The 18,053-nt window shown below is 71.7% G+C and carries 17 protein-coding genes; 6 read left to right on the top strand and 11 right to left on the bottom strand.

The window, feature by feature from the left end:
* Window positions 1-2: 2 nt before the first annotated feature.
* Together pdhA and ACUKCB_RS21720 are read right to left on the bottom strand one after the other, a co-directional pair.
* Window positions 3-1,103 (bottom strand): pyruvate dehydrogenase (acetyl-transferring) E1 component subunit alpha, encoded by a 1,101-nt coding sequence (gene pdhA, locus ACUKCB_RS21715; RefSeq protein ID WP_473037424.1) that lies wholly within the window; start codon window positions 1,101-1,103, stop codon window positions 3-5.
* 538 nt (window positions 1,104-1,641) lie between these two features.
* Window positions 1,642-2,319, bottom strand: a complete 678-nt coding sequence (locus tag ACUKCB_RS21720) for a GntR family transcriptional regulator (RefSeq protein WP_473037425.1) — start codon at window positions 2,317-2,319, stop codon at window positions 1,642-1,644.
* A gap of 780 nt (window positions 2,320-3,099) precedes the next feature.
* Here ACUKCB_RS21720 and ACUKCB_RS21725 point away from each other — a divergent pair.
* Together ACUKCB_RS21725 and ACUKCB_RS21730 are read left to right on the top strand one after the other, a co-directional pair.
* Entirely contained in the window at window positions 3,100-3,816 is a 717-nt protein-coding gene (locus ACUKCB_RS21725) for a phosphatase PAP2 family protein (protein WP_473041095.1), read from the top strand.
* Between the two features lie 372 nt (window positions 3,817-4,188).
* Window positions 4,189-6,138: a heavy metal translocating P-type ATPase gene (locus tag ACUKCB_RS21730; RefSeq protein WP_473041096.1), complete on the top strand. Its 1,950-nt coding sequence runs from the start codon at window positions 4,189-4,191 to the stop codon at window positions 6,136-6,138.
* A 217-nt stretch (window positions 6,139-6,355) separates the two neighbouring features.
* Here the strand turns inward: ACUKCB_RS21730 and ACUKCB_RS21735 are convergent, their stop codons facing one another.
* The 9 genes from ACUKCB_RS21735 to ACUKCB_RS21775 all read right to left on the bottom strand — a co-directional run bounded on the left by ACUKCB_RS21735 (window position 6,356) and on the right by ACUKCB_RS21775 (window position 14,758).
* Complete coding sequence (locus ACUKCB_RS21735; protein WP_473041097.1) at window positions 6,356-7,219, bottom strand: polyphosphate polymerase domain-containing protein; 864 nt, start codon at window positions 7,217-7,219, stop codon at window positions 6,356-6,358.
* 2 nt (window positions 7,220-7,221) lie between these two features.
* Window positions 7,222-7,830 (bottom strand): DUF4956 domain-containing protein, encoded by a 609-nt coding sequence (locus ACUKCB_RS21740; protein WP_473037426.1) that lies wholly within the window; start codon window positions 7,828-7,830, stop codon window positions 7,222-7,224.
* 149 nt (window positions 7,831-7,979) lie between these two features.
* Window positions 7,980-8,366, bottom strand: coding sequence for a DUF1304 domain-containing protein (locus ACUKCB_RS21745; RefSeq protein WP_473037427.1), 387 nt, complete (start codon window positions 8,364-8,366; stop codon window positions 7,980-7,982).
* A 111-nt stretch (window positions 8,367-8,477) separates the two neighbouring features.
* Window positions 8,478-9,137 carry a response regulator transcription factor gene (locus ACUKCB_RS21750; protein WP_473037428.1) on the bottom strand — a complete coding sequence of 220 codons (660 nt, stop codon included), beginning with the start codon at window positions 9,135-9,137 and terminating at the stop codon, window positions 8,478-8,480.
* The gene (locus ACUKCB_RS21755; protein WP_473037429.1) at window positions 9,134-10,750 is read right to left on the bottom strand and encodes a sensor histidine kinase; all 1,617 of its coding nucleotides are present in this window, start codon (window positions 10,748-10,750) and stop codon (window positions 9,134-9,136) included. Before ACUKCB_RS21755 ends, ACUKCB_RS21750 begins: the two co-directional genes overlap by 4 nt.
* Complete coding sequence (locus ACUKCB_RS21760) at window positions 10,740-11,120, bottom strand: hypothetical protein (RefSeq protein WP_473037430.1); 381 nt, start codon at window positions 11,118-11,120, stop codon at window positions 10,740-10,742. Before ACUKCB_RS21760 ends, ACUKCB_RS21755 begins: the two co-directional genes overlap by 11 nt.
* Before the next feature lie 157 nt (window positions 11,121-11,277).
* A complete protein-coding gene (locus ACUKCB_RS21765) occupies window positions 11,278-11,949 on the bottom strand; it encodes a response regulator (RefSeq protein WP_473037431.1) in 672 nt (223 codons plus the stop codon).
* Window positions 11,950-12,170: 221 nt separating this feature from the next.
* Window positions 12,171-13,700, bottom strand: a complete 1,530-nt coding sequence (locus ACUKCB_RS21770) for an amidase (RefSeq protein WP_473037432.1) — start codon at window positions 13,698-13,700, stop codon at window positions 12,171-12,173.
* A 26-nt stretch (window positions 13,701-13,726) separates the two neighbouring features.
* Window positions 13,727-14,758: a D-2-hydroxyacid dehydrogenase gene (locus ACUKCB_RS21775; protein ID WP_473037433.1), complete on the bottom strand. Its 1,032-nt coding sequence runs from the start codon at window positions 14,756-14,758 to the stop codon at window positions 13,727-13,729.
* A gap of 300 nt (window positions 14,759-15,058) precedes the next feature.
* On the opposite strand from ACUKCB_RS21775, the gene ACUKCB_RS21780 reads away from it, so the two are divergent.
* The 4 genes from ACUKCB_RS21780 to ACUKCB_RS21795 all read left to right on the top strand — a co-directional run bounded on the left by ACUKCB_RS21780 (window position 15,059) and on the right by ACUKCB_RS21795 (window position 18,028).
* Window positions 15,059-15,541 carry a DUF3830 family protein gene (locus ACUKCB_RS21780; RefSeq protein WP_191268072.1) on the top strand — a complete coding sequence of 161 codons (483 nt, stop codon included), beginning with the start codon at window positions 15,059-15,061 and terminating at the stop codon, window positions 15,539-15,541.
* A 67-nt stretch (window positions 15,542-15,608) separates the two neighbouring features.
* Entirely contained in the window at window positions 15,609-16,454 is an 846-nt protein-coding gene (locus ACUKCB_RS21785) for a maleate cis-trans isomerase family protein (RefSeq protein ID WP_473037434.1), read from the top strand.
* Window positions 16,455-16,492: 38 nt separating this feature from the next.
* Window positions 16,493-17,242: a maleate cis-trans isomerase family protein gene (locus ACUKCB_RS21790; RefSeq protein WP_473037435.1), complete on the top strand. Its 750-nt coding sequence runs from the start codon at window positions 16,493-16,495 to the stop codon at window positions 17,240-17,242.
* 78 nt (window positions 17,243-17,320) lie between these two features.
* Window positions 17,321-18,028: a GntR family transcriptional regulator gene (locus ACUKCB_RS21795; RefSeq protein ID WP_473037436.1), complete on the top strand. Its 708-nt coding sequence runs from the start codon at window positions 17,321-17,323 to the stop codon at window positions 18,026-18,028.
* Window positions 18,029-18,053: the final 25 nt, after the last annotated feature.

The following is an 18,053-nucleotide window of genomic DNA, read 5'->3' on the forward strand; positions in this document are numbered from 1 at the left end:
CCCTATTCCGCGAACACCGGGTCGGCGGGCATGCGCCGCGACTCGTTCGGCACCGGAGTGGCGTAGGTGTAGTCGAAGAGCGTGGACACGTCCGGCTTCGGGCTGTTCTCCGCGAAGTCGGCGGCCTCGGTGACCTCGGCCTTGACCGAGGCGGCGATCTCCTCGCGCAGGTCGTCGGTGAGGATCCCGGCCTTGGCCAGCCGCTCGTCGAAGAGCGCGACCGGGTCGTTCTCCTCGGAACGGGCCTCGTCGCGCTGCTCGTCGGTGCGGTACTTGGCCGGGTCCACCACGGAGTGGCCCTTCTGCCGGTAGCTCCACGCCTCCAGCAGGAAGGGCGTCTGCTCCTCGCGGGCCCGCTCGATCAGCCGGGTCGCGGTGTCGCGGACGGCCAGGACGTCACGGCCGTCGACGCGCTCGCCCTCGATGCGGAAGGCGCCGCCGCGCTTGTACAGCTCGGGCTCGGCGGAGGACATGTCCACGGTGGTGCCCATGCCGGTGAAGTTGTTGACCACCACGAAGACGATCGGCAGGTTCCACAGCTTGGCGATGTTGAGGGACTCGTGCCAGGCGCCGATGTTGGTGGTGCCGTCGCCCATCTGGCACATGACGACCTCGTCGCCGCCGCGGTAGGTGACGGCGAGCGCCGCACCGGTGGCCAGGGGAAGCTGGCCGCCGACGATGCCGTAGCCGCCGAGCATGCGGGTCTCGGTGTCGTACATGTGCATGGAGCCGCCCCAGCCCTTGGAGACGCCGTCGGCGCGTCCGTAGAGCTCGGCCATGACCCGCTTGGGGTCCATGCCCTTGCCGATCGCGTACCCGTGGTCACGGTAGTTCGTGAACAGGTAGTCGCGCTCCTGGAGTGCGGTCATCAGGCCGACGACGGTGGCTTCCTCGCCGAGGTTGAGGTGGCAGTAACCGCCGATGCGGGCCTGGGTGTAGGCCTGCCCGGTGCGCTCCTCGAAGCGTCGGACGAAGAGCATCTGGCGGTAGTAGTCGAGGAGGGTCTCCGGTTTCTCGTTGCCGAGGCCGGTGTCCTTGCGGCCCCGGCGCCGGGACGCGGAGCCCCGGGCGGTGCCGCCCTTCGGCTTGGCCGTGTCAGCCATGGTGTGCCTTTCTACGTGCGCGTGAGGCCTCGCCGCCCCGGCCTGTGGGCCGGGTGGCGTGACCCGCCAGGGACCCGCTGTCGGGCGTGGTCCTGGCGTGTGCCGCCGCCGGGCTCATCGGCGGCGGCACTGTGGCTGTTGCGGGGCGCGTCCGGGTCCGGGCCGTGGCTGGGCCCGGTTTCGGACGCGAAGCGATGCGGGTCGCGTGTGCAGTTGTCGCGCAGGTAACCCTTGACGGCATTGCTTCCCGGTCTGGAGTGCCGTAAGCATCCGCCGGGAGGCCGTCCGAGTTCGTTCACCGGCCGGATGAACGACCCCGTACCACCAGGGATACGCGCGTTCGGAGCTGTGACGTGCGTCGCGCACACTCTACGGTCTGATCGATGATCGATCAATACAACATTACGGCAGATACCCGAAGTTTGGCGCAAAGCACCAGGTGATGGCGGAAGTCCAACATGCGGGGCGCAGGAGGGGGTCCGGCCAACGGTCGGCCGGGCCGACGGGTCAGGGCGGCCGGGCGGTCCTCAGGCGGGCGTCAGTGACTGCCCTCGTGGGTCTTGAGCGCAGCCTCGACGTAGTTCAGGACGTGGTCGCTGAGCATCTGGCCCACGGCCGGATCCCCATCCCGGAAGGCCCGCGTGATCTGCGCGTGGTCGGCCGCCTTGGCGTGCAGTTCCATGTTGAGCCAGCGCACCGACAGGGCCGTCCACACCTCCACGCCCAGGGACTCCCAGGTGTGCAGGAGCACGCTGTTGTCGGCGGCCCGCACGACCTCGCGGTGGAACTCCACGCTGTGCCGGATCTGTTCGGTGACGTCCCCCCGGGCGGTGGCCCGCTGCAGGGCCTCCACCTCGCGTTCGAGGCAGGAGGGGTCCACGGCCAGGCGCGGGGCGGCCAACTGTGCCGCCACCAGCTCTAGACCGGCGCGGACCGGGTAGATCTCCGCCATGTCCTGGACACCGAAGGCCCTGACCCTGGCCCCCTTGTTCGGCACGGTTTCGATGAGCCGCAGAGTCTCCAGCTCGCGGAGGGCCTCGCGGACCGGTGCCTGGCTGACCCTGAGCTCCGTCGCGACCCTGCGTTCCACGATGCGTTCGCCGGGCTGCCACCGTCCGGACAGCAGACCCTCGACCAGTACCTGCCGGATCTGCTCCCGCAACGGCTCACGAGCCAGTTTCGAGGGGTCGTCCGGCAACTGTGGGAGGTCGACCATCCAGGGCCCTTCCGTTTTCCGGCCCGCGTACGACCAGTACACGGGCCCGCACACTCCAGCGTCTGACAGGCTCCTTGAAGAGTGCCACACCTGTGCGGGTCGACCGGACGGTCGGCCTCGAACAGCTAACGGAAGCCTCACGAACCGGTCGCTCCCGAGTGAAGTGCGTCGGTACCGGGGGTGGTCCCAGGGCAAAGTCCGAGGTGGAAGGGTCACACTTGACCCGCGGAACCACCAATGAGGGGAAGTGTCCGGGTAGGCTCGCATGTTGGCAACATTCACCCCGAAGCCGTGCGGGACGTTACCCGCCTCACGGCGACGGGCTCACGAGAGCGCACTGACCCGCGCTGACCGACCGAACCGAAGCGGTGACGGGCGCCAACGAGGGCGCCACTGTCGACCAGTTCCGTTCCCTGGAAGTCGAGCCTGCGCAGGGCCGGTCACGAACGCCGTGAACCAGTCCGAAGGTTCGACCGTCGAACGAGGGTGCGGGGGGAGAGCCCCCCGGTACGTTACCAACACCCCGTGTCGGCCCCGGGAACGTCAGGACCAGTCCCAACAACCTCGGCTAGCCCGTCCCCCACGCCTCAGCAGTGCCACAGGCAAGCCCACAACGTGTGAGACAGCACTGAGCACATGACGCAACCTTCGCGGACCCGGCGCGCGCGGTCCAGACAGTCAACGCCGCACGAGCCGGAGCAGCGCAAGCCCGACCCCGGCCCCTACAGCGGCCCCATTCCCGTGGTGCGAGCCAAGGAGCACGCGCCGGGGCCACCCGTCGTGCGCGCCGTCAAGTGGCCGAGTGTGAGTGAGATCGCGTGGGGGCTCGCCTCGGACCGGATCGCGATCATGCTCTTCGTCGCGCTGATCGTCATGACGATGCTGGCCGCGGGGCCGCTCCACCCGGTGGACAACTTCCTGAACGAGTTCCACCGGCCCTACTGGGACGCCCTGCGCGAGCCCCTGATCTTCTGGCCCGACAACGTCGCCTCCCGTTACGTCGCCCTGCCGGTCCTGGGCGTGACCACGCTCCAGCTGGCCTACTGGCACCGGAGTTGGCGACCGATCATCCTGGGGGCGGGCGGCGTCTTCGGCATGATGTCGATGGTCTCCGTGATGAAGCTGCTGTTCAGCCGGGGCCATGCCAAGAACTACGACCCCGACTTCTTCGCCGGGGCGGGCAACGTCGCCTTCCCCTCCGGGCACGGGGCCAACGCGATCCTCATCTACGGGCTGGTGCTGTTCCTCATCATCAGGTTCGGCGCTGCCCGGCCGCACATCATCAAGCGGTTGGCCTACTGCATCGTGGGCATCGCGATCCTCCAGTCGACCGTCTCGATCTACCTGCACTTCCACTGGTTCACGGACCTGGTGGCCGGGATGATCGCGGGCGGGTTCGCGCTGAGGCTCACGATCCGCCTGGACCGGATGATCCCGCACGGGCACACCGTCCAGTGGTGGCCCTGGTACGGCAGGGGTGCCGAGGCCAAGGCCTAGCTCCCGACCGGTAACACACACGGGAACGCCCGCCGTCGTCCGGCGGGCGTTCCCGTGTGTCCGGGCCCGTCCGTGTCCAGGCCGGGGCCGCGGGCCCGGGGCCTTGCCTGAAATACCCCTAGGGGGTATACCTGCGGTAGGGGCGCGCGGATCGCGCGGGCGTCCCCGGCTCAGATACCCCTCAGAGGTATTTTCGGACAGGGAGGGAATCAGATGAGTACAGGACGGCGCGGCTCCGAACACACCGAACACCGACAGGACCACGGCAGCCGGCAGGACCACGGAGACCCCGGGGCCCGCGGTGAACACGGCGGGGACCACGACGGAGGCCACGGCGGGCACGGCCACGGGGGCCACGGCGACCACGCCGCGATGTTCCGCACCAGATTCTGGTGGAGCCTGCTCCTGAGCGTCCCCGTGGTGTTCACCAGCCACATGATCTCCGGATGGCTCGGCTACCACGTCCCCGACGCCCTCACCTGGGTGCCTCCCGTCCTGGGTACGGTCGTCTACCTCTATGGCGGGTGGCCCTTCCTCGCCGGGGTCCCGGGGGAGCTGCGCGAACGCAGCCCCGGGATGATGACCCTGGTCGCGATGGCGATCACCGTGGCCTTCGGGTCGAGCATGCTCGCCACCCTCGGCGTGGTGGGCTCGGGACTCGACTTCTGGTGGGAGCTCGTCCTGCTGGTCGTGGTGATGCTCCTCGGGCACTGGCTGGAGATGCGCGCCCTCGGCCAGGCCTCCGGGGCGCTGGAGGCCCTCGCCGCACTCCTGCCCGACCAGGCGGAACGGGTCGGCTCGGACGGTGAGGTCGAGGAGGTCGCCATCGCGGACCTGCGCGCCGAGGACACCGTCCTGGTCCGCTCCGGCGGCCGGGTCCCCGCCGACGGCACCGTCGTCCGGGGCCGCGCCGCCGTGGACGAGTCGATGATCACCGGGGAGTCCCGCACCGTCACCCGCTCCGAGGGCGACCGTGTGGTCGCCGGAACCGTCGCCACCGACTCCTCCGTCCGGGTCAGGGTGGACGCGGTCGGCGAGGACACCGCGCTCGCCGGGATCCAGCGCCTGGTCACCGAGGCCCAGGAGTCGAAGTCGCGCTCACAGGCACTGGCGGACCGGGCCGCCGCCCTGCTGTTCTGGTTCGCCCTCACCGCCGCGGTCATCACCGCCGTGGTCTGGGGCCTGCTGCTCGGCGACGGCAGCCAGGCGGTCGAACGGACCGTCACCGTGCTGGTCATCGCCTGCCCGCACGCCCTGGGGCTGGCCATCCCGCTGGTCATCGCGATCTCCACGGCCCTGTCCGCCCGCAACGGCATCCTGGTCAAGGACCGGTTGGCGCTGGAGCGCACCCGCCTGGTGGACACGGTGCTCTTCGACAAGACCGGCACCCTGACCAAGGGCGCGCCCGCGGTCAGCGACACCGCCGCCACCGGGGAACAGTCCGTCGAGCGCGTGCTGGCCCTGGCCGGGGCGGTGGAAGCCGACTCCGAGCACCCGCTCGCCAGGGCCGTCGTCCGCGCCGCCGAGGAGGCCGGGCCGGTGCCCGCGGCCTCGGACTTCCGCTCCCTCACCGGACGGGGCGTCCAGGCCACCGTCGACGGGACCGAGGTGTACGTCGGCGGCCCCGCGCTCCTGGAGCACCTGGACCTCGCCGAGCCCGACACCCTCGCCGAACGCACCCGGCCCTGGCGGGAACAGGGTTCGACCGTCCTGCACGTCGTCGTGGACGGGGCCGTGGCCGGCGCCCTGGCCCTGGCCGACGAGGTCCGCCCCGAATCGGCCGCCGCCGTTCTGCGCCTCCAGGAACAGGGGGTGCGCGTGGCCATGGTGACCGGTGACGCCCGCAACGTCGCCGACGCCGTCGCCGCGAAGCTGGGGCTGGACGAGGTGTTCGCCCAGGTCCTCCCGGACCAGAAGGACGCGGTCGTCCGCGACCTCCAGGAACGCGGGCGCCGGGTCGCCATGGTCGGTGACGGGGTCAACGACGCCCCGGCGCTGGCGCGCGCCGACGTGGGCATCGCGATCGGGGCCGGGACCGACGTGGCCATCGAGTCCGCCGGGGTGGTGCTGGCCTCGGACGACCCACGCGGGGTGGTGTCGGTGCGCCGACTGTCCCGGGCGGGCTACCGGAAGATGATCCAGAACCTCGTGTGGGCGGCGGGCTACAACATCGTGGCCGTGCCACTGGCCGCCGGTGTCCTGGCGCCCGTCGGGTTCGTGCTCGCCCCCGCCGTGGGTGCGGTGCTGATGAGCCTGTCGACCATCATCGTCGCGCTCAACGCCCAGCTCCTCCGCGGGCTGGACCTGCGCCCCGGAGACTGACCTGGCCCTGGCCCTGGTGTCGGTGTCCCGCGTCCCCGTCCGCCGGGCGGGGCGCGGGACACCGGCGTGACTTCCGGCACCGCGCCTGGCAACATCTGAGGAGTCGTGGTCCCCCTCTTGTAGCGGGAGAGGGCTCACGGCTCAGACCGCCGCCTCGACCGGTTACGAGGCGGCGGTCGCCTGCCGTTCGGTTCCCGTGCGGGTGGGGCCGGATGTTTCACGTGAAACGTTCACCGCTCTCACCTGCGTGTTCGCGAACCCCTCCCGGGGAGGGGCCACGGGCCCCGGCCGGTTCGGGGTGGCCCATGCAGTGGCCCATCGCCCGGTGCCAGCGGTTGCCGCGCAACGAGGGTTCGAGGGCGGCCAGCGCCGCCGCGTACTTGCTGAACCGCGCCTCGCGCACGCCGAGCCCGTGAAGGCGCCGTTCGGTGTCGGTCAGCCCGCCCCGGGTCTTGACCTCCAGCAGCACCACGTCCGGCCGCATCCGCACCGCCCAGCCGTTCCGGTACCCGACCAGATCGTGGTCGACGGTCACCCGCTCCCGACCGTCCAGCGCCGCCACCGTGGTCCGCCGGTAGTCGGTCACCGCGGCGGGCAGCAGCACGCCCGGAGGGTCCATCCGGCACCGGCCCAGGGAGCGGTCGAGGAACTCCCGGGTCCGCCAGGTCAGCCGGTCCACCGGGGCGTCCATGGGGAGTTCGGTCCGCACCTTCTCGGTGATCCCGCGCGCGCCCTTCAGCTTCACCTCGAACATCCGGGTCCGCGTGTCCACGTACGTACGGGTGCGCACCTTGTAGCGCAGCCGCCGCCCCTGCCGGTGGTCGTGGAAGGTCCGCAGCTCCGGGGTGTCCAGGTAGGTGGACGAATACAGGAAGGAGGTCCGGCCGCCGATCTCCAGCACCCCGAACCGCCGCTCGGCCCCGGCGAACAGTTCGGGCAGCAGCTCGGCGGGAAGCAGGTACTTGCGGCAGGTGCGGGTGACCAGGGCGGCGCGCTCGTTGAGCTCGGCCAGGGACACGGGCCGTAGCCCGGTCAGCCCGGGAGGGCCTGGGACGGGGGCCGTCGTTCCGGGGGTGCGCAGGATCAACGGTCACTCCACCAGGCGGCCATCGGTGCCCGGCGCCCGGTGGCCGGACCCGGGACCGCGTCCAGCCTCGGCTCCTGGAAGCGCACGTCCACCACCATGAGGTCGCGCACGTAGTCCACCTCGGTCACGTCCACGTGCCTCACCCGGCCGCGCAGCCGCCCCTCCAGGTCCTGCCGGAGCGCCACCGGGTCCTCGTGCACCACGTCCAGGGTCATGATCCGCCGCCGGGTGCGGGCCAACAGCCTCGGGTGCCCCGCCACGTAGAGGACGGCCAGCAGGAGCGCGTTCAGCCCCAACAGGAGCCCCGGGGCGGGGGCGGCGACCGCGTTCACCAGGCCGAGGGCTATCGCCACGAAGTAGTAGCCGATCTCCCCCTGGCTGATCAGGTCCGAACGCAGCCGCAGGATCGACAGCACCCCGAACAGGCCGAAGCCGACCGCCAGGCCCACCTCCTGCTGGGTCAGCATCGACACCACGGCGAAGATGCCGACGTTGAGCGCAGCGTAGGCGAGCAGCAGGTCCCGCCGGCCGTGCCTGCGGAAGTAGAGGACGTAGGACAACACCGTGATCGCGGCCAGGTCGACCGCCAGAGCGAACCAGAACATGTGACCACGGTGTCCGACCCCGGTGAGGTGCCCGTGAGCGGCGGATGAGGGAACCCTCATCTTTCCGGGGCCCTCCCCTCCGGGAGGGGCCGCGGACGGCAGCCGGACCCGAGGCCGCCCCGCTCATACCCCGGCGGCTCCGGCGGCCCTCACCCCAGGAGCCCGAGGGTCAGCAGGACCACGCCCGCCAGGGGCGGGGCCAGCTGGATCAGCGCGGGACGGAGCTTGCCCGGCGAGGAGACGGCGAGCACCGTTCCGGCCAGCACCATCGAACCCGCGCCGGCGTACACCAGGGCGGCCCCGGCGCCGGTGGCCCCCGTGCCCACGAGCACGGTGCCCACGACCACGGCCACCGCCAGGAAGAGGTTGTAGAAACCCTGGTTGAACGCGAGTTCCCGGGTCGCCCGGGCCCCCTCCTCGGTCGTGCCGAACACCGCCCGGCCGCGCGGGGACGTCCACAGGAGCGACTCCAGGACGAAGATGTACACGTGAACGAGCGCGCCCACGAGCGCGAACACCAAACCGAGGATGACCATGACCGGAGCTTAGGGCAGCGGCCCCTCCTCCGGACGGACCCCGGAGCACCGGTGTCGGTACGCGCGTGGCCCGGGCGGTCACGGGCCGGCGGGGGGGGGGCCGTCGACCGCTCAGTCGTCGAGCCGGTACCCCATCCCCCGTACCGTCACGATGCGCTCCGAACCCACCTTGCGGCGCAGCGCGCGCACGAACACGTCCACCACGTTGGAACCCGGGTCGTAGTCGTAACCCCACACGTGGGAGAGCATCTGCTGGCGGGTGAGCACCTGGCCCGGGTGCCGCATGAGCAGCTCCAGCAGGGCGAACTCGCGCGCCGTCAGGTCCGTCGCGGTCCCGTCCACCGTCACCCGCCGGGTGCGCAGGTCCAGGGACAGTCCGCCCGCGACCAGCACCGTCAGGGCGCCGGGCCGCTCGGCCCGCATCCGCAGCCGGACCCGCGCCAGCAGTTCCTCGAACCGGAACGGTTTGGTCACGTAGTCGTCCGCGCCGATCTCCAGCCCCGTCACCGTGTCGCGCACCCCGTCGCGTGCGGTGAGGATCACCACGGGGGTGTCCACGCCCATCGCACGGATGCGCCGCAGGACGTCGAAGCCGTCGGTGTCGGGCAGCCCCAGGTCCAGCAGCATGAGGTCGAAGCCCCCGGTGACCGCGTAGTCGACGGCCTCCCCGCCGGTACCGACGACGGTCGCGGTGAAGCCGCTGGCGGTCAGGCCCTTGCGGACGAACGAGGCGATCCGTTCCTCGTCCTCGACGATGAGTACCCGGCTCACAGGTGTTCCCTTCCAACGCGGCTGTCGAGGGGGACGAGGGGCAGGACGAGGGTGAACACGGACCCGGCGCCGGGCGCGGAACGCAGGTCGACCCGTCCGTGGTGGGCCTCGGCGATGGCGCGGACGATGGCCAGGCCCAGGCCGGCGCCGCGGTCCCCGCGCGCGGCGCCGCCGCCCCGGGAGAAGCGTTCGAAGATCCGGCCGTGCTCCTCGGCGGGGATGCCCGGCCCCTGGTCGGCCACCCAGAGCCGGACCCGGGAGCCGTCGACCGCCGAACCGAGCCGCACGGTGGACCCCTGGCCGGTGTGCCGCACGGCGTTGGCGGCGATCTGGACCATCGCCTGGGTGATGCGCTGGGGGTCCAGGCGCACGGTCTCCTCCGCCAGGGATTCCAACCGCCAGTCCCGGTCGCCGAGCTGCCGGACCTTGGCGTCGATGTCGCTGGTGAGCTCGGCCAGGGAGACCGGCCGGAGGCGCACGAAGTCGGGCTGCTGGGCCTTGGCCAGCACCAGCAGGTCCTCGACGATGCGACCCATCCGGTCCAGCTCGTCGGTGACCAGCCGGACCACCTCCCGGCGCTCCTCGGGGCCGTCGCCCATGAGCTCCAGGTGGCCGCGCACGATCGTGATGGGGGTGCGAAGCTCGTGGCCGGCGTCGTCGACGAACCGGCGCTGGGCGGTGAACGCCCCCTCCAACCGGTCCAACATGCTGTTGAACTGTTCGGCCAGGGCCGCGATGTCGTCCCGCCCGGACACCTCGATGCGCTGGGTGAGGTCCTCCTCGGAGATCTCCGCGGCGGTCTGCCGGACCAGCCGGACCGGGGCGAGGATACGCCCGGCCACCCACCAGGAGGCGGTGGCCGCGGCGGCCAGGCCGAGCGCGCTCACCACGGCGAGGGTGCCCATGGCCCCGGCGTCGGTGCCGTGGTCCCGGGCGGTGAAGTAGCCGATCACGAACCACCCCGCCGCGTCGTCCCCGCCCTCCGGTGCGAGCACCCGGATCTTCTCCCACTCGACCGGGCCCGCGGGGGTGTCCAGGACGCCGCGGGCGTCGGGGGAGTCCAGGATCTCCGCCACCGCGGCGGGGTCCCCGGACAGGTCGTGCGGCGGTTCCTGCCCCTGCCGGATGCGCCCCGTCTCGGTGCCGTCGGCGCCCCGGCCCCCGGGGTCCGCCGACCCGCCCGAGCCCTCGGGGCCGTCGACCCAGCCGAAGAGGATCTCGGAGTCCTCGGGGTACTGGCGCTCCAGGTGGACCCGGATGAGTGAGGCGACGTCGGTGAAGGCCTCTCCGGTTCCGGGGTCGACCCCGATCGCCGCGAACTCCTGGAACTCGGCGATCTCCTGGCTGAGGGCCGTGTCCACCCGTTCGTCGGTCCGGGCGGTCAGCGCGCTCCAGGTGAGGACGTTGACCAGCACGAGGACGGCGGCCATCAGCAGGACGACCCACACCATGATGAGGAGCCGTGCGGGCACCCGGCGGTGCTGGGGCACCTCGGGCTGGGGACCGCGCATGACGAGGGTGGGCAGGACCGCGGTGCCGTCCGACCTCGGGCCGGAGGTACCCGGGGGAGGAGGGGTGGTGGCGTCGGGGGAACCCTCGTGGTCAGCCGTCATCGTCGTCCCCGTCCTCGTACCGCGCGTCCAGGCAGGATTCCCACCAGTCGTCCCACTCGTCCTCTCCCCAGGCCTCGTGGTCCGTGCCCTCGTCGAGGCAGTCGAACGGGAAGCCCGTCGGCGGAGCGGGGGAGGGGCCGGGACTCTCGGCGGAGCCCTCCCCGCCCCAGTCGGTGACGGGAGGGAGGGGGGCGACCACCCCGTCGTCCTCGGGTTCGGATTCGGCGGCCCCGGGAGACTCCCCGACCACCACCTCGGCGGCGGGCGCCGGGTCGGGGGTGCGCAGGAACAACACCCAGAGCAGGGCGGCGGTCACGGCGGCGACGACTGTCAGCGCCCCGACGGCCAGCGGTACCAGAGGTGATCTCATACCTGTCGAGCATCCCCGAGGAAGACGGCGTCCGGATGAAGCGGACATGAGGGAATCCTCATCCTCGCAGGTCGCCGGGGCAGGGGCGCACCGCACGCGGCGGTGCGGGGCCCAGCGCGGGGCGCAGGCCCGGGAAGGGGCGCCCCGGTGGGGCGCCCTAGTAGCGGCGGCCGCGGAGTTCGGCGACCAGGACCGCGGCCTGGGTCCGGCGCTTCAGGTCCAGCTTGGCCAGCAGTGCGGACACGTAGTTCTTGACGGTCTTCTCGGCCAGGTACAGTCGCTCGCCGATCTGTCGGTTGGTCATGCCCTCACCGATCAGGTCGAGGATCTGCCGTTCCTGCGGGGTCAGCTCCGCCAGCGGGTCCGGTTCGGCCTGGGCGCCGCGCAGCCGCTCCAGCATCGCCCCGGTGCTGCCCGAGTCCAGCAGGGAGCCGCCCGCGGCGACCGTGCGCACCGCGCCGACCAGGTCGGCGCCGTGGATCTGCTTGAGCACGTAGCCGGCGGCACCGGCCATGACGGCGTCGTAGAGGGCGTCCTCGTCGGCGAAGGACGTGAGCATCAGACAGGCGATCTGGGGGTGGTCGGAGCGGATCTCCCGGCACACCTGGACGCCGGAACCCCCGGGCAGCCGCACGTCGAGCACGGCGACGTCGGGCAGGACGACGGGGATCCGCGCCAGCGCCTGCTCGGCGGTCCCGGCCTCACCCACCACGGTCATGTCGTCCTCGGTCTCCAGCAGCGCGGCCACACCGCGCCGGACGACCTCGTGGTCGTCGACGAGGAAGACCCTGATCTGCTTCCGAGCACCCTCGGCCCCACCGCCAGTCATCTCTCTCCCCATCCCGCGTTCGCGCGCACGTGACACCCCTTCGAGGAAGACGTTAACGCCTGCGGGGGGTCCAGCGGGGGCCTTAGAGCACCGAACTCCCCGGGCAAAGGTCCTGGAATCGGACAAAAATCCTGCCCGGGGAGCAACATGCCTGATCACGGCCGGTGCGGGTGTGACTACCGTCGCCCCATCGTCACCATCTCGTCACCGACCACCGCGGGTCACGGCCGCCGCGCGGCCCAGGGGCGGGCGAGTTCGTAGGCGCGGCAGGCCCGCAGCACACGTGCGTCGGAGTGGCGGGGCCCCACCACCTGGAGGCCGATGGGCAGCCCCGAACCGCTGAACCCGCAGGGCACGCTCGCGGCGGGCTGCTGGGTCATGTTGAACGGGTAGCTGAACCCGGCCCAGGACGTCCACCGTCGTCCGGCGAGCTCCGGCGGCGACTCCAGCCCGGCCTCGAAGGCCACGATCGGCATGGTCGGCGTCAGCAGCAGGTCGTAGGTCTCGTGGAAGCGGCCCATCCGGGCGCCCATGGCCATGCGCAGGGCCATCGCGGTCAGGTAGTCCTGCGCCGAGTAGGTGAGGCCCTCCTCGATGATCTCCCGCAGACCGGGGTCCTGGAGTTCGCGCTCCCGCTCGGTGAGCTTCTCCGTGGCCTTGGCCGCACCCGAGTACCAGAGCACGTGGAACTCGTCCACGGACTCCGGCAGGCCCGGGTCCGCCTCCTCCACGTCGGCGCCCAGCGACTCGAACACCCGTACCGCTTCGGCGACCGTACGGGCCACCTCCGGGTCCACGTCCAGGCCGCCCAGGGTTGGGCTGTAGGCGATCCGCAGCCCCCGGACCAGCTCCCCGGGGTCGGTACCGCGTCCGGCCTCGGCCAGGCCGGGCCCCGGCGTCGGCATCGCCATCCAGTCCCGGGAGTCGAAGCCCGAGATCACGTCCAGCATCAGCGCCATGTCGCCCACGGTCCGCGTGATCGGCCCGGTGTGCGCCAGCGACCCGAACGGGCTCGCCGGGTAGTGCGGGACCAGGCCCCAGGTGGGTTTGATCCCGCAGACCCCGCTGAAGCTGGCCGGTATCCGGATGGAACCGCCCCCGTCGGTCCCGGTGGCCAGCGGGCCCATCCCGGCCGCCACCGCGGCCGTCGCGCCCCCGCTGGAGCCGCCGGGGGTGGTGGCCAGGTCCCACGGGTTGCGGGTGATCCCGGTGAGCGGGTTGTCGGTGACGCCCTTCCAGGCCAGCTCCGGGGTGGTGGTCTTGCCGACGAAGACCGCCCCCTGCTCGCGCATCCGGGCCACCACCGGTGAGTCCTCCTCCCAGGGGCCCTCCTGCGAGGAGGTCACCGAGCCCTTGAGGGTGGGCCAGCCCTTCGTCAGGTGGATGTCCTTGACGGAGGCGGGCACCCCGTCGAGCCTCCCGGAGGGCTCGCCGCGCCGCCACCGCTCGGCGGAGGCGCGGGCCGCCTCCCGGGCCTCCTCCGGGCGCACCAGGCAGAAGGCGTTCAGAGCGGGGTTGTCCTGCTCGATGCGTTCGAGCACCGCCTCCACCGCCTCCACCGGGGACAGCTCCCCGGTGGAGTAGGCGTGCAGGAGTTGTTCGGCGGACAGGTCGGCCGGTGTCACGGGATCTCCGGAGCGCGCCGGCGGGACGCCGCGTGCGGCCCCCGCCTCGGCCCCGGCGGATCCTTCGGCCGCACCGACGGCCGCACCAGCGTTGTCGGTCTCGGCCCGGTCGGAACGGATCGTCACTTCAGCCTCCCAAGTCACGCGAGGGGTCAGCCGGGTACGTAACCCCGGCTCTTGTCCACGACGTTGCACAGTTCCCGCCCGTCCAGGTAGCGGGCGAGGTTGTCCAGGAACAGCTCCACCAGGTCGTCGCGCCAACCGACCACGTCACCGGACATGTGCGGCGAGACGACGGACCCGGGCAGGCCCCACAGCGGGCTGATGGCCTTGAGCGGTTCCCGTTCGAAGACGTCCAGTGCCGCTCCGGCGATCGAGCCCCGGTCCAGGGCGTTGACCAGGTCGGACTGGACGACGATGGGGCCGCGGGCCACGTTGACCAGCCGCGCGGTCGGCTTCATCAGGTCGAGGAAGCTCTGGTCGACCAGGCCCTGGGTGGCCTGGGTCAGCGGAGCGGCGATCACCACGTAGTCGGCCTCGGGGAGTTCGCTGTGCAGGGTGCGCCCGCCGTTGTCGGCCCGCTCGGCCAGGCTGGACTCGGCGACGTGGCCGAAGTCGGGGTCGCCGTCCCGGGCGTGACTGCCCGAGCCGCGGACGTCCATGCCGACGGCACGGAGCTTGCGGGCGATGGCGCGGCCGATGGGACCGGTGCCGACCACCAGGGCTCGCGCACCCGCCACCCGCTCGGTCTCACGGTGCTTCCACAGTCGTTCCCGCTGGTAGTCCCAGCTGCGGTGGAAGTCCTTGGCGAAGGAGACGACCTGCCCGAGGACGTACTCGGCGATGTGCTCGTCGAACACCCCGCGCGAGTTGGTGACGACGACGCCGCTCTCCACCAGACCGGGGAACATCAGGTTGTCCACGCCGGTGGTGGCGGCGTGCACCCACCCCAGGGAGTCGGCCTTGGGCCAGGCGGAGGACAGCGCCTCGGTGAACAGGTCCCACACGAGCAGGGCGTCGGCGCCGGGGAGCCTGGCGGACAGTTCGTCGGCGGTGGTGTAGACGACCTCGCCGAGGCCGGGATGGTCGTCGATGCGTTCGTGCCCGGGCGGTAGGTCGTCGCCCCGGAGGACGAGGAGGCGCGGGCGTTCGGGGGCGGAAGGGGTGGTGCTGGAACTGTTCACGGGCGCGCGCTTTCCGGTTGCGACGGTTGACTGCCTTGCCGTCGGGAGGTGAGGGTCCGCCCTGCACGGGAAACGCTAGGGAGCTGCCATAGGATTGTCAACAATCCACAAAAGGGCTGTTTCCGCATCAAAGGGCGCGACATACCCGCCCGACGTCGGGGGGATACCCGTGCACCCGGGGGTCTATTGCCGCCTTCGGTATGTTGATCATAAGATTGTCGACAATCAACGTTCTCGTGACTCAGACGGCCGACCAGGATCCCCGCCCATCCGTCGAAGGGACCCCACGTGCCCAGGTACATGACCGTCACACTCGCCGAACGCGGGGTCTCCTGCGTGGCGGAACTGCTCGACAAGGACGCGCCCCGCACCTGCGACGCGGTGTGGAACGCCCTCCCGCAGGGCGGCGCCGTCCAGCACGCCAAGTACGCGCGCAACGAGGTCTACACGATGGTGCCGAGGTTCGCCGACCCCGAACCGGGCCAGGAGAACCCCACCGTCACCCCGATCCCCGGCGACCTCGTCTACTTCTCCTTCGACGGAGGCATGCTCGACCGCAGCTTCAAGGAGGACAAGGGCATCGACCACCTGCCCGGGGTCATCGACCTCGCCCTCTTCTACGGCCGCAACAACCTCCTGCTCAACGGGGACGTGGGCTGGGTGCCCGGCAACGTGTTCGGCACCGTCGTCGAGAACCTCCCCGCCATGGCCGAGGCGTGCAACGACGTCTGGCGCTCCGGCAGCGTCGGCGAACGACTCCTGTACGAACGGCTCGACCGCTGACCGGCCCCACCGGACGACAGCCCCACCCGACACCCCGAGAGAGCACCCCCTGGGAGGTGAGTGACCGATGCGGACCGAGGGAAACCGACCGGAGCACGGCGCCGAACACGCGCCCCTGCAGGCGACCGCACCCGTACCCGAGCAGACCGTCCCGCGCGGGGCCGTCGAACTGTCCGGGACGATGCTGACCCCGTGGCAGGCGGGGATCGGTGTGATCGCGCCCTACGACTTCGCGCTCGACCGTGAACTGTGGCGGTGGGCACCCGACGACGTCTCGCTGCACCTCACCCGCCTGCCGTACGTGCACGTCCCGGTGACGGTCGACCAGGCCGCCGCCCTCAGCAAGGGCAAGGGGGTGACCAGGGCGGTCAGGGCACTCCTGGCCCCCGAACCCCTGGCGGTCGGTTACGCCTGCGCCTCGGGCAGCTTCGTACACGGCGCGGCGGGCGAACGGGAACTCCACCGGACCATGCTGGCCGCGGGCGCCCCGGCCGCGGTCACCACCTCGGGGGCGCTCATCCGGGCCCTGAGAACCCTGGAGGCGGACCGGATCGCCGTGGTCACCCCCTACGTGGACAGCGTGACCGAACGCCTCCTCGGCTACCTCGCCGAACACGGCGTGGGGGTCACCTCCAGCATCGGACTCGGCCTGCTCAGCCACATCTGGCGGGTCACCTACGCCGAGGTCGCCCGGGCGGTGCACGAGGTGGACCGCCCGGACGCGCAGGCCGTGTACATCAGCTGCACCAACGTCCTCACCTACGACATCATCGCGCCCCTGGAACGAGAACTGGGTAAACCGGTGATAGCGGCCAACCAGGTCACCATGTGGGACCTGCTGCGGGCCGCCGACCGTCGGGCCGTGGCCCACGGACAGCGACTGCTCGACGTGGCCGCGCCCAGCGCCGCCTGACCACCGTCAGGGAGGGCGCCCGCGCCCGAAGGAGAACCATGACCCGTGTCGGAATCCTGTACCCAGGCCACAGCGCCGAAGACGACTACAAGACCTTCGCCTCGGTACTCGGCGGGGACGTCGAACTCCCCGTGGTGCACACGCTGATGCGCGAGGACGCCCACCGGGTGGACGCCCTGCTGGACGTCGGCAGCGAGGGCGTGCTCGCCGAGGGCGCCCGGGAGCTCGCCGCGCTGGAGGTCGACTCCGCGGTCTGGGCCTGCACGAGCGGAAGCTTCGTGTACGGCTGGGAGGGCGCCCGGGAACAGGTCCGGGGGGTGCGCGAGGCCGCGGGCGTCGCGGCCTCCAGCACGTCCTTCGCCTTCGTGCACGCGCTGAGACAACTGCGCCTGTCCCGGGTAGCGGTCGCCGCCACCTACCCGGACGACGTCGCCCAGCACTTCGCGGAGTTCCTCGCCGCGGCGGGCGTCACCGTGCTGTCCATGGCCAGCCACGGCATCGCCACCGCCGCCGAGGTGGGCCACCTCGACCCCGACGACGCGCTCGACTTCGCCATCTCCAACGACCACCCCCGGGCCGAGGCCGTCCTCGTCCCGGACACCGCCCTGCACAGTGCCGACCTGATCGAACCGATGGAGGCCCTCCTGGGCAAGACCGTCCTCACCGCCAACCAGGTGAGCGTCTGGGAGGGCCTCCGGCTCGCGGGCCGGGGCGCGGCCAGACCCGGCCCCGGCACCCTGTTCCGCTCCGGCGCCTCCGTGGTCAGGAGCGCCTTCGACGGGGGGTAGAGCGTGTGCCCGCCGTGCATGCCCTAACCTCGGGGCCTGCCGATCCGTCCGTGTACGTCCCCATCCGAAGGGAACCCCATGTCAGCCCCTGGCCAGCTCAGACCCGTCCCCAGACGGTCCACCGCCGAGCTGATCGCCGACCAGCTGAGATCCGCGATCATGTACGGCTCCCTCGCGCCCGGGGACCAGCTCGGCGAGGCCGAACTCGCGGGCCGGCTGGGTGTCAGCCGGGGGCCGCTCCGCGAGGCCATGCAGCGCCTGGTCCAGGAGGGGCTGCTCCGCAGCGAACGGCACCGGGGCCTGTTCGTGTGCGAGCTCACCCCCGACGACGTCCGGGACGTCTACGTGGCCCGCCTCGCGGTGGAACGGACCGCCTGCGAGCTGATCATGCGGGGCAACCGGGGCGAGGCCCTGGCCCGCCTCACCCCCGCGGTGGACCGGCTGGCCGAGGCCGCGGCCGGCGGGGACCGGACCGCGATGAGCGACGCCGACCAGGAGTTCCACCAGACCCTGGTCAGCTGCGCGGGCAACTCGCGACTGGAGCGGATGGCGCAGACACTGCTGGTGGAGACCCGCATGTGCCTGACGGTGATGCAGGACGTCTACCCCGAACCCGAGGAACTGCTGGAGGAGCACCGCCGCATCCTGGACGCGATCGTCGACGGGGCCGAGGGCCGCCTCCTGACGCTGATCGAGTCGCACATGTTCGACACCGTCGCCCGCATCAACGCCGATGCCCCGGCCGACGACGGGGCCCCGGCTCCGGAGACCGGAGCCGGGGCCTGACACCGGCCCGCCGCTGTGGCCGGAC

The sequence above is a fragment of the Nocardiopsis moroccensis genome (assembly GCF_055763695.1).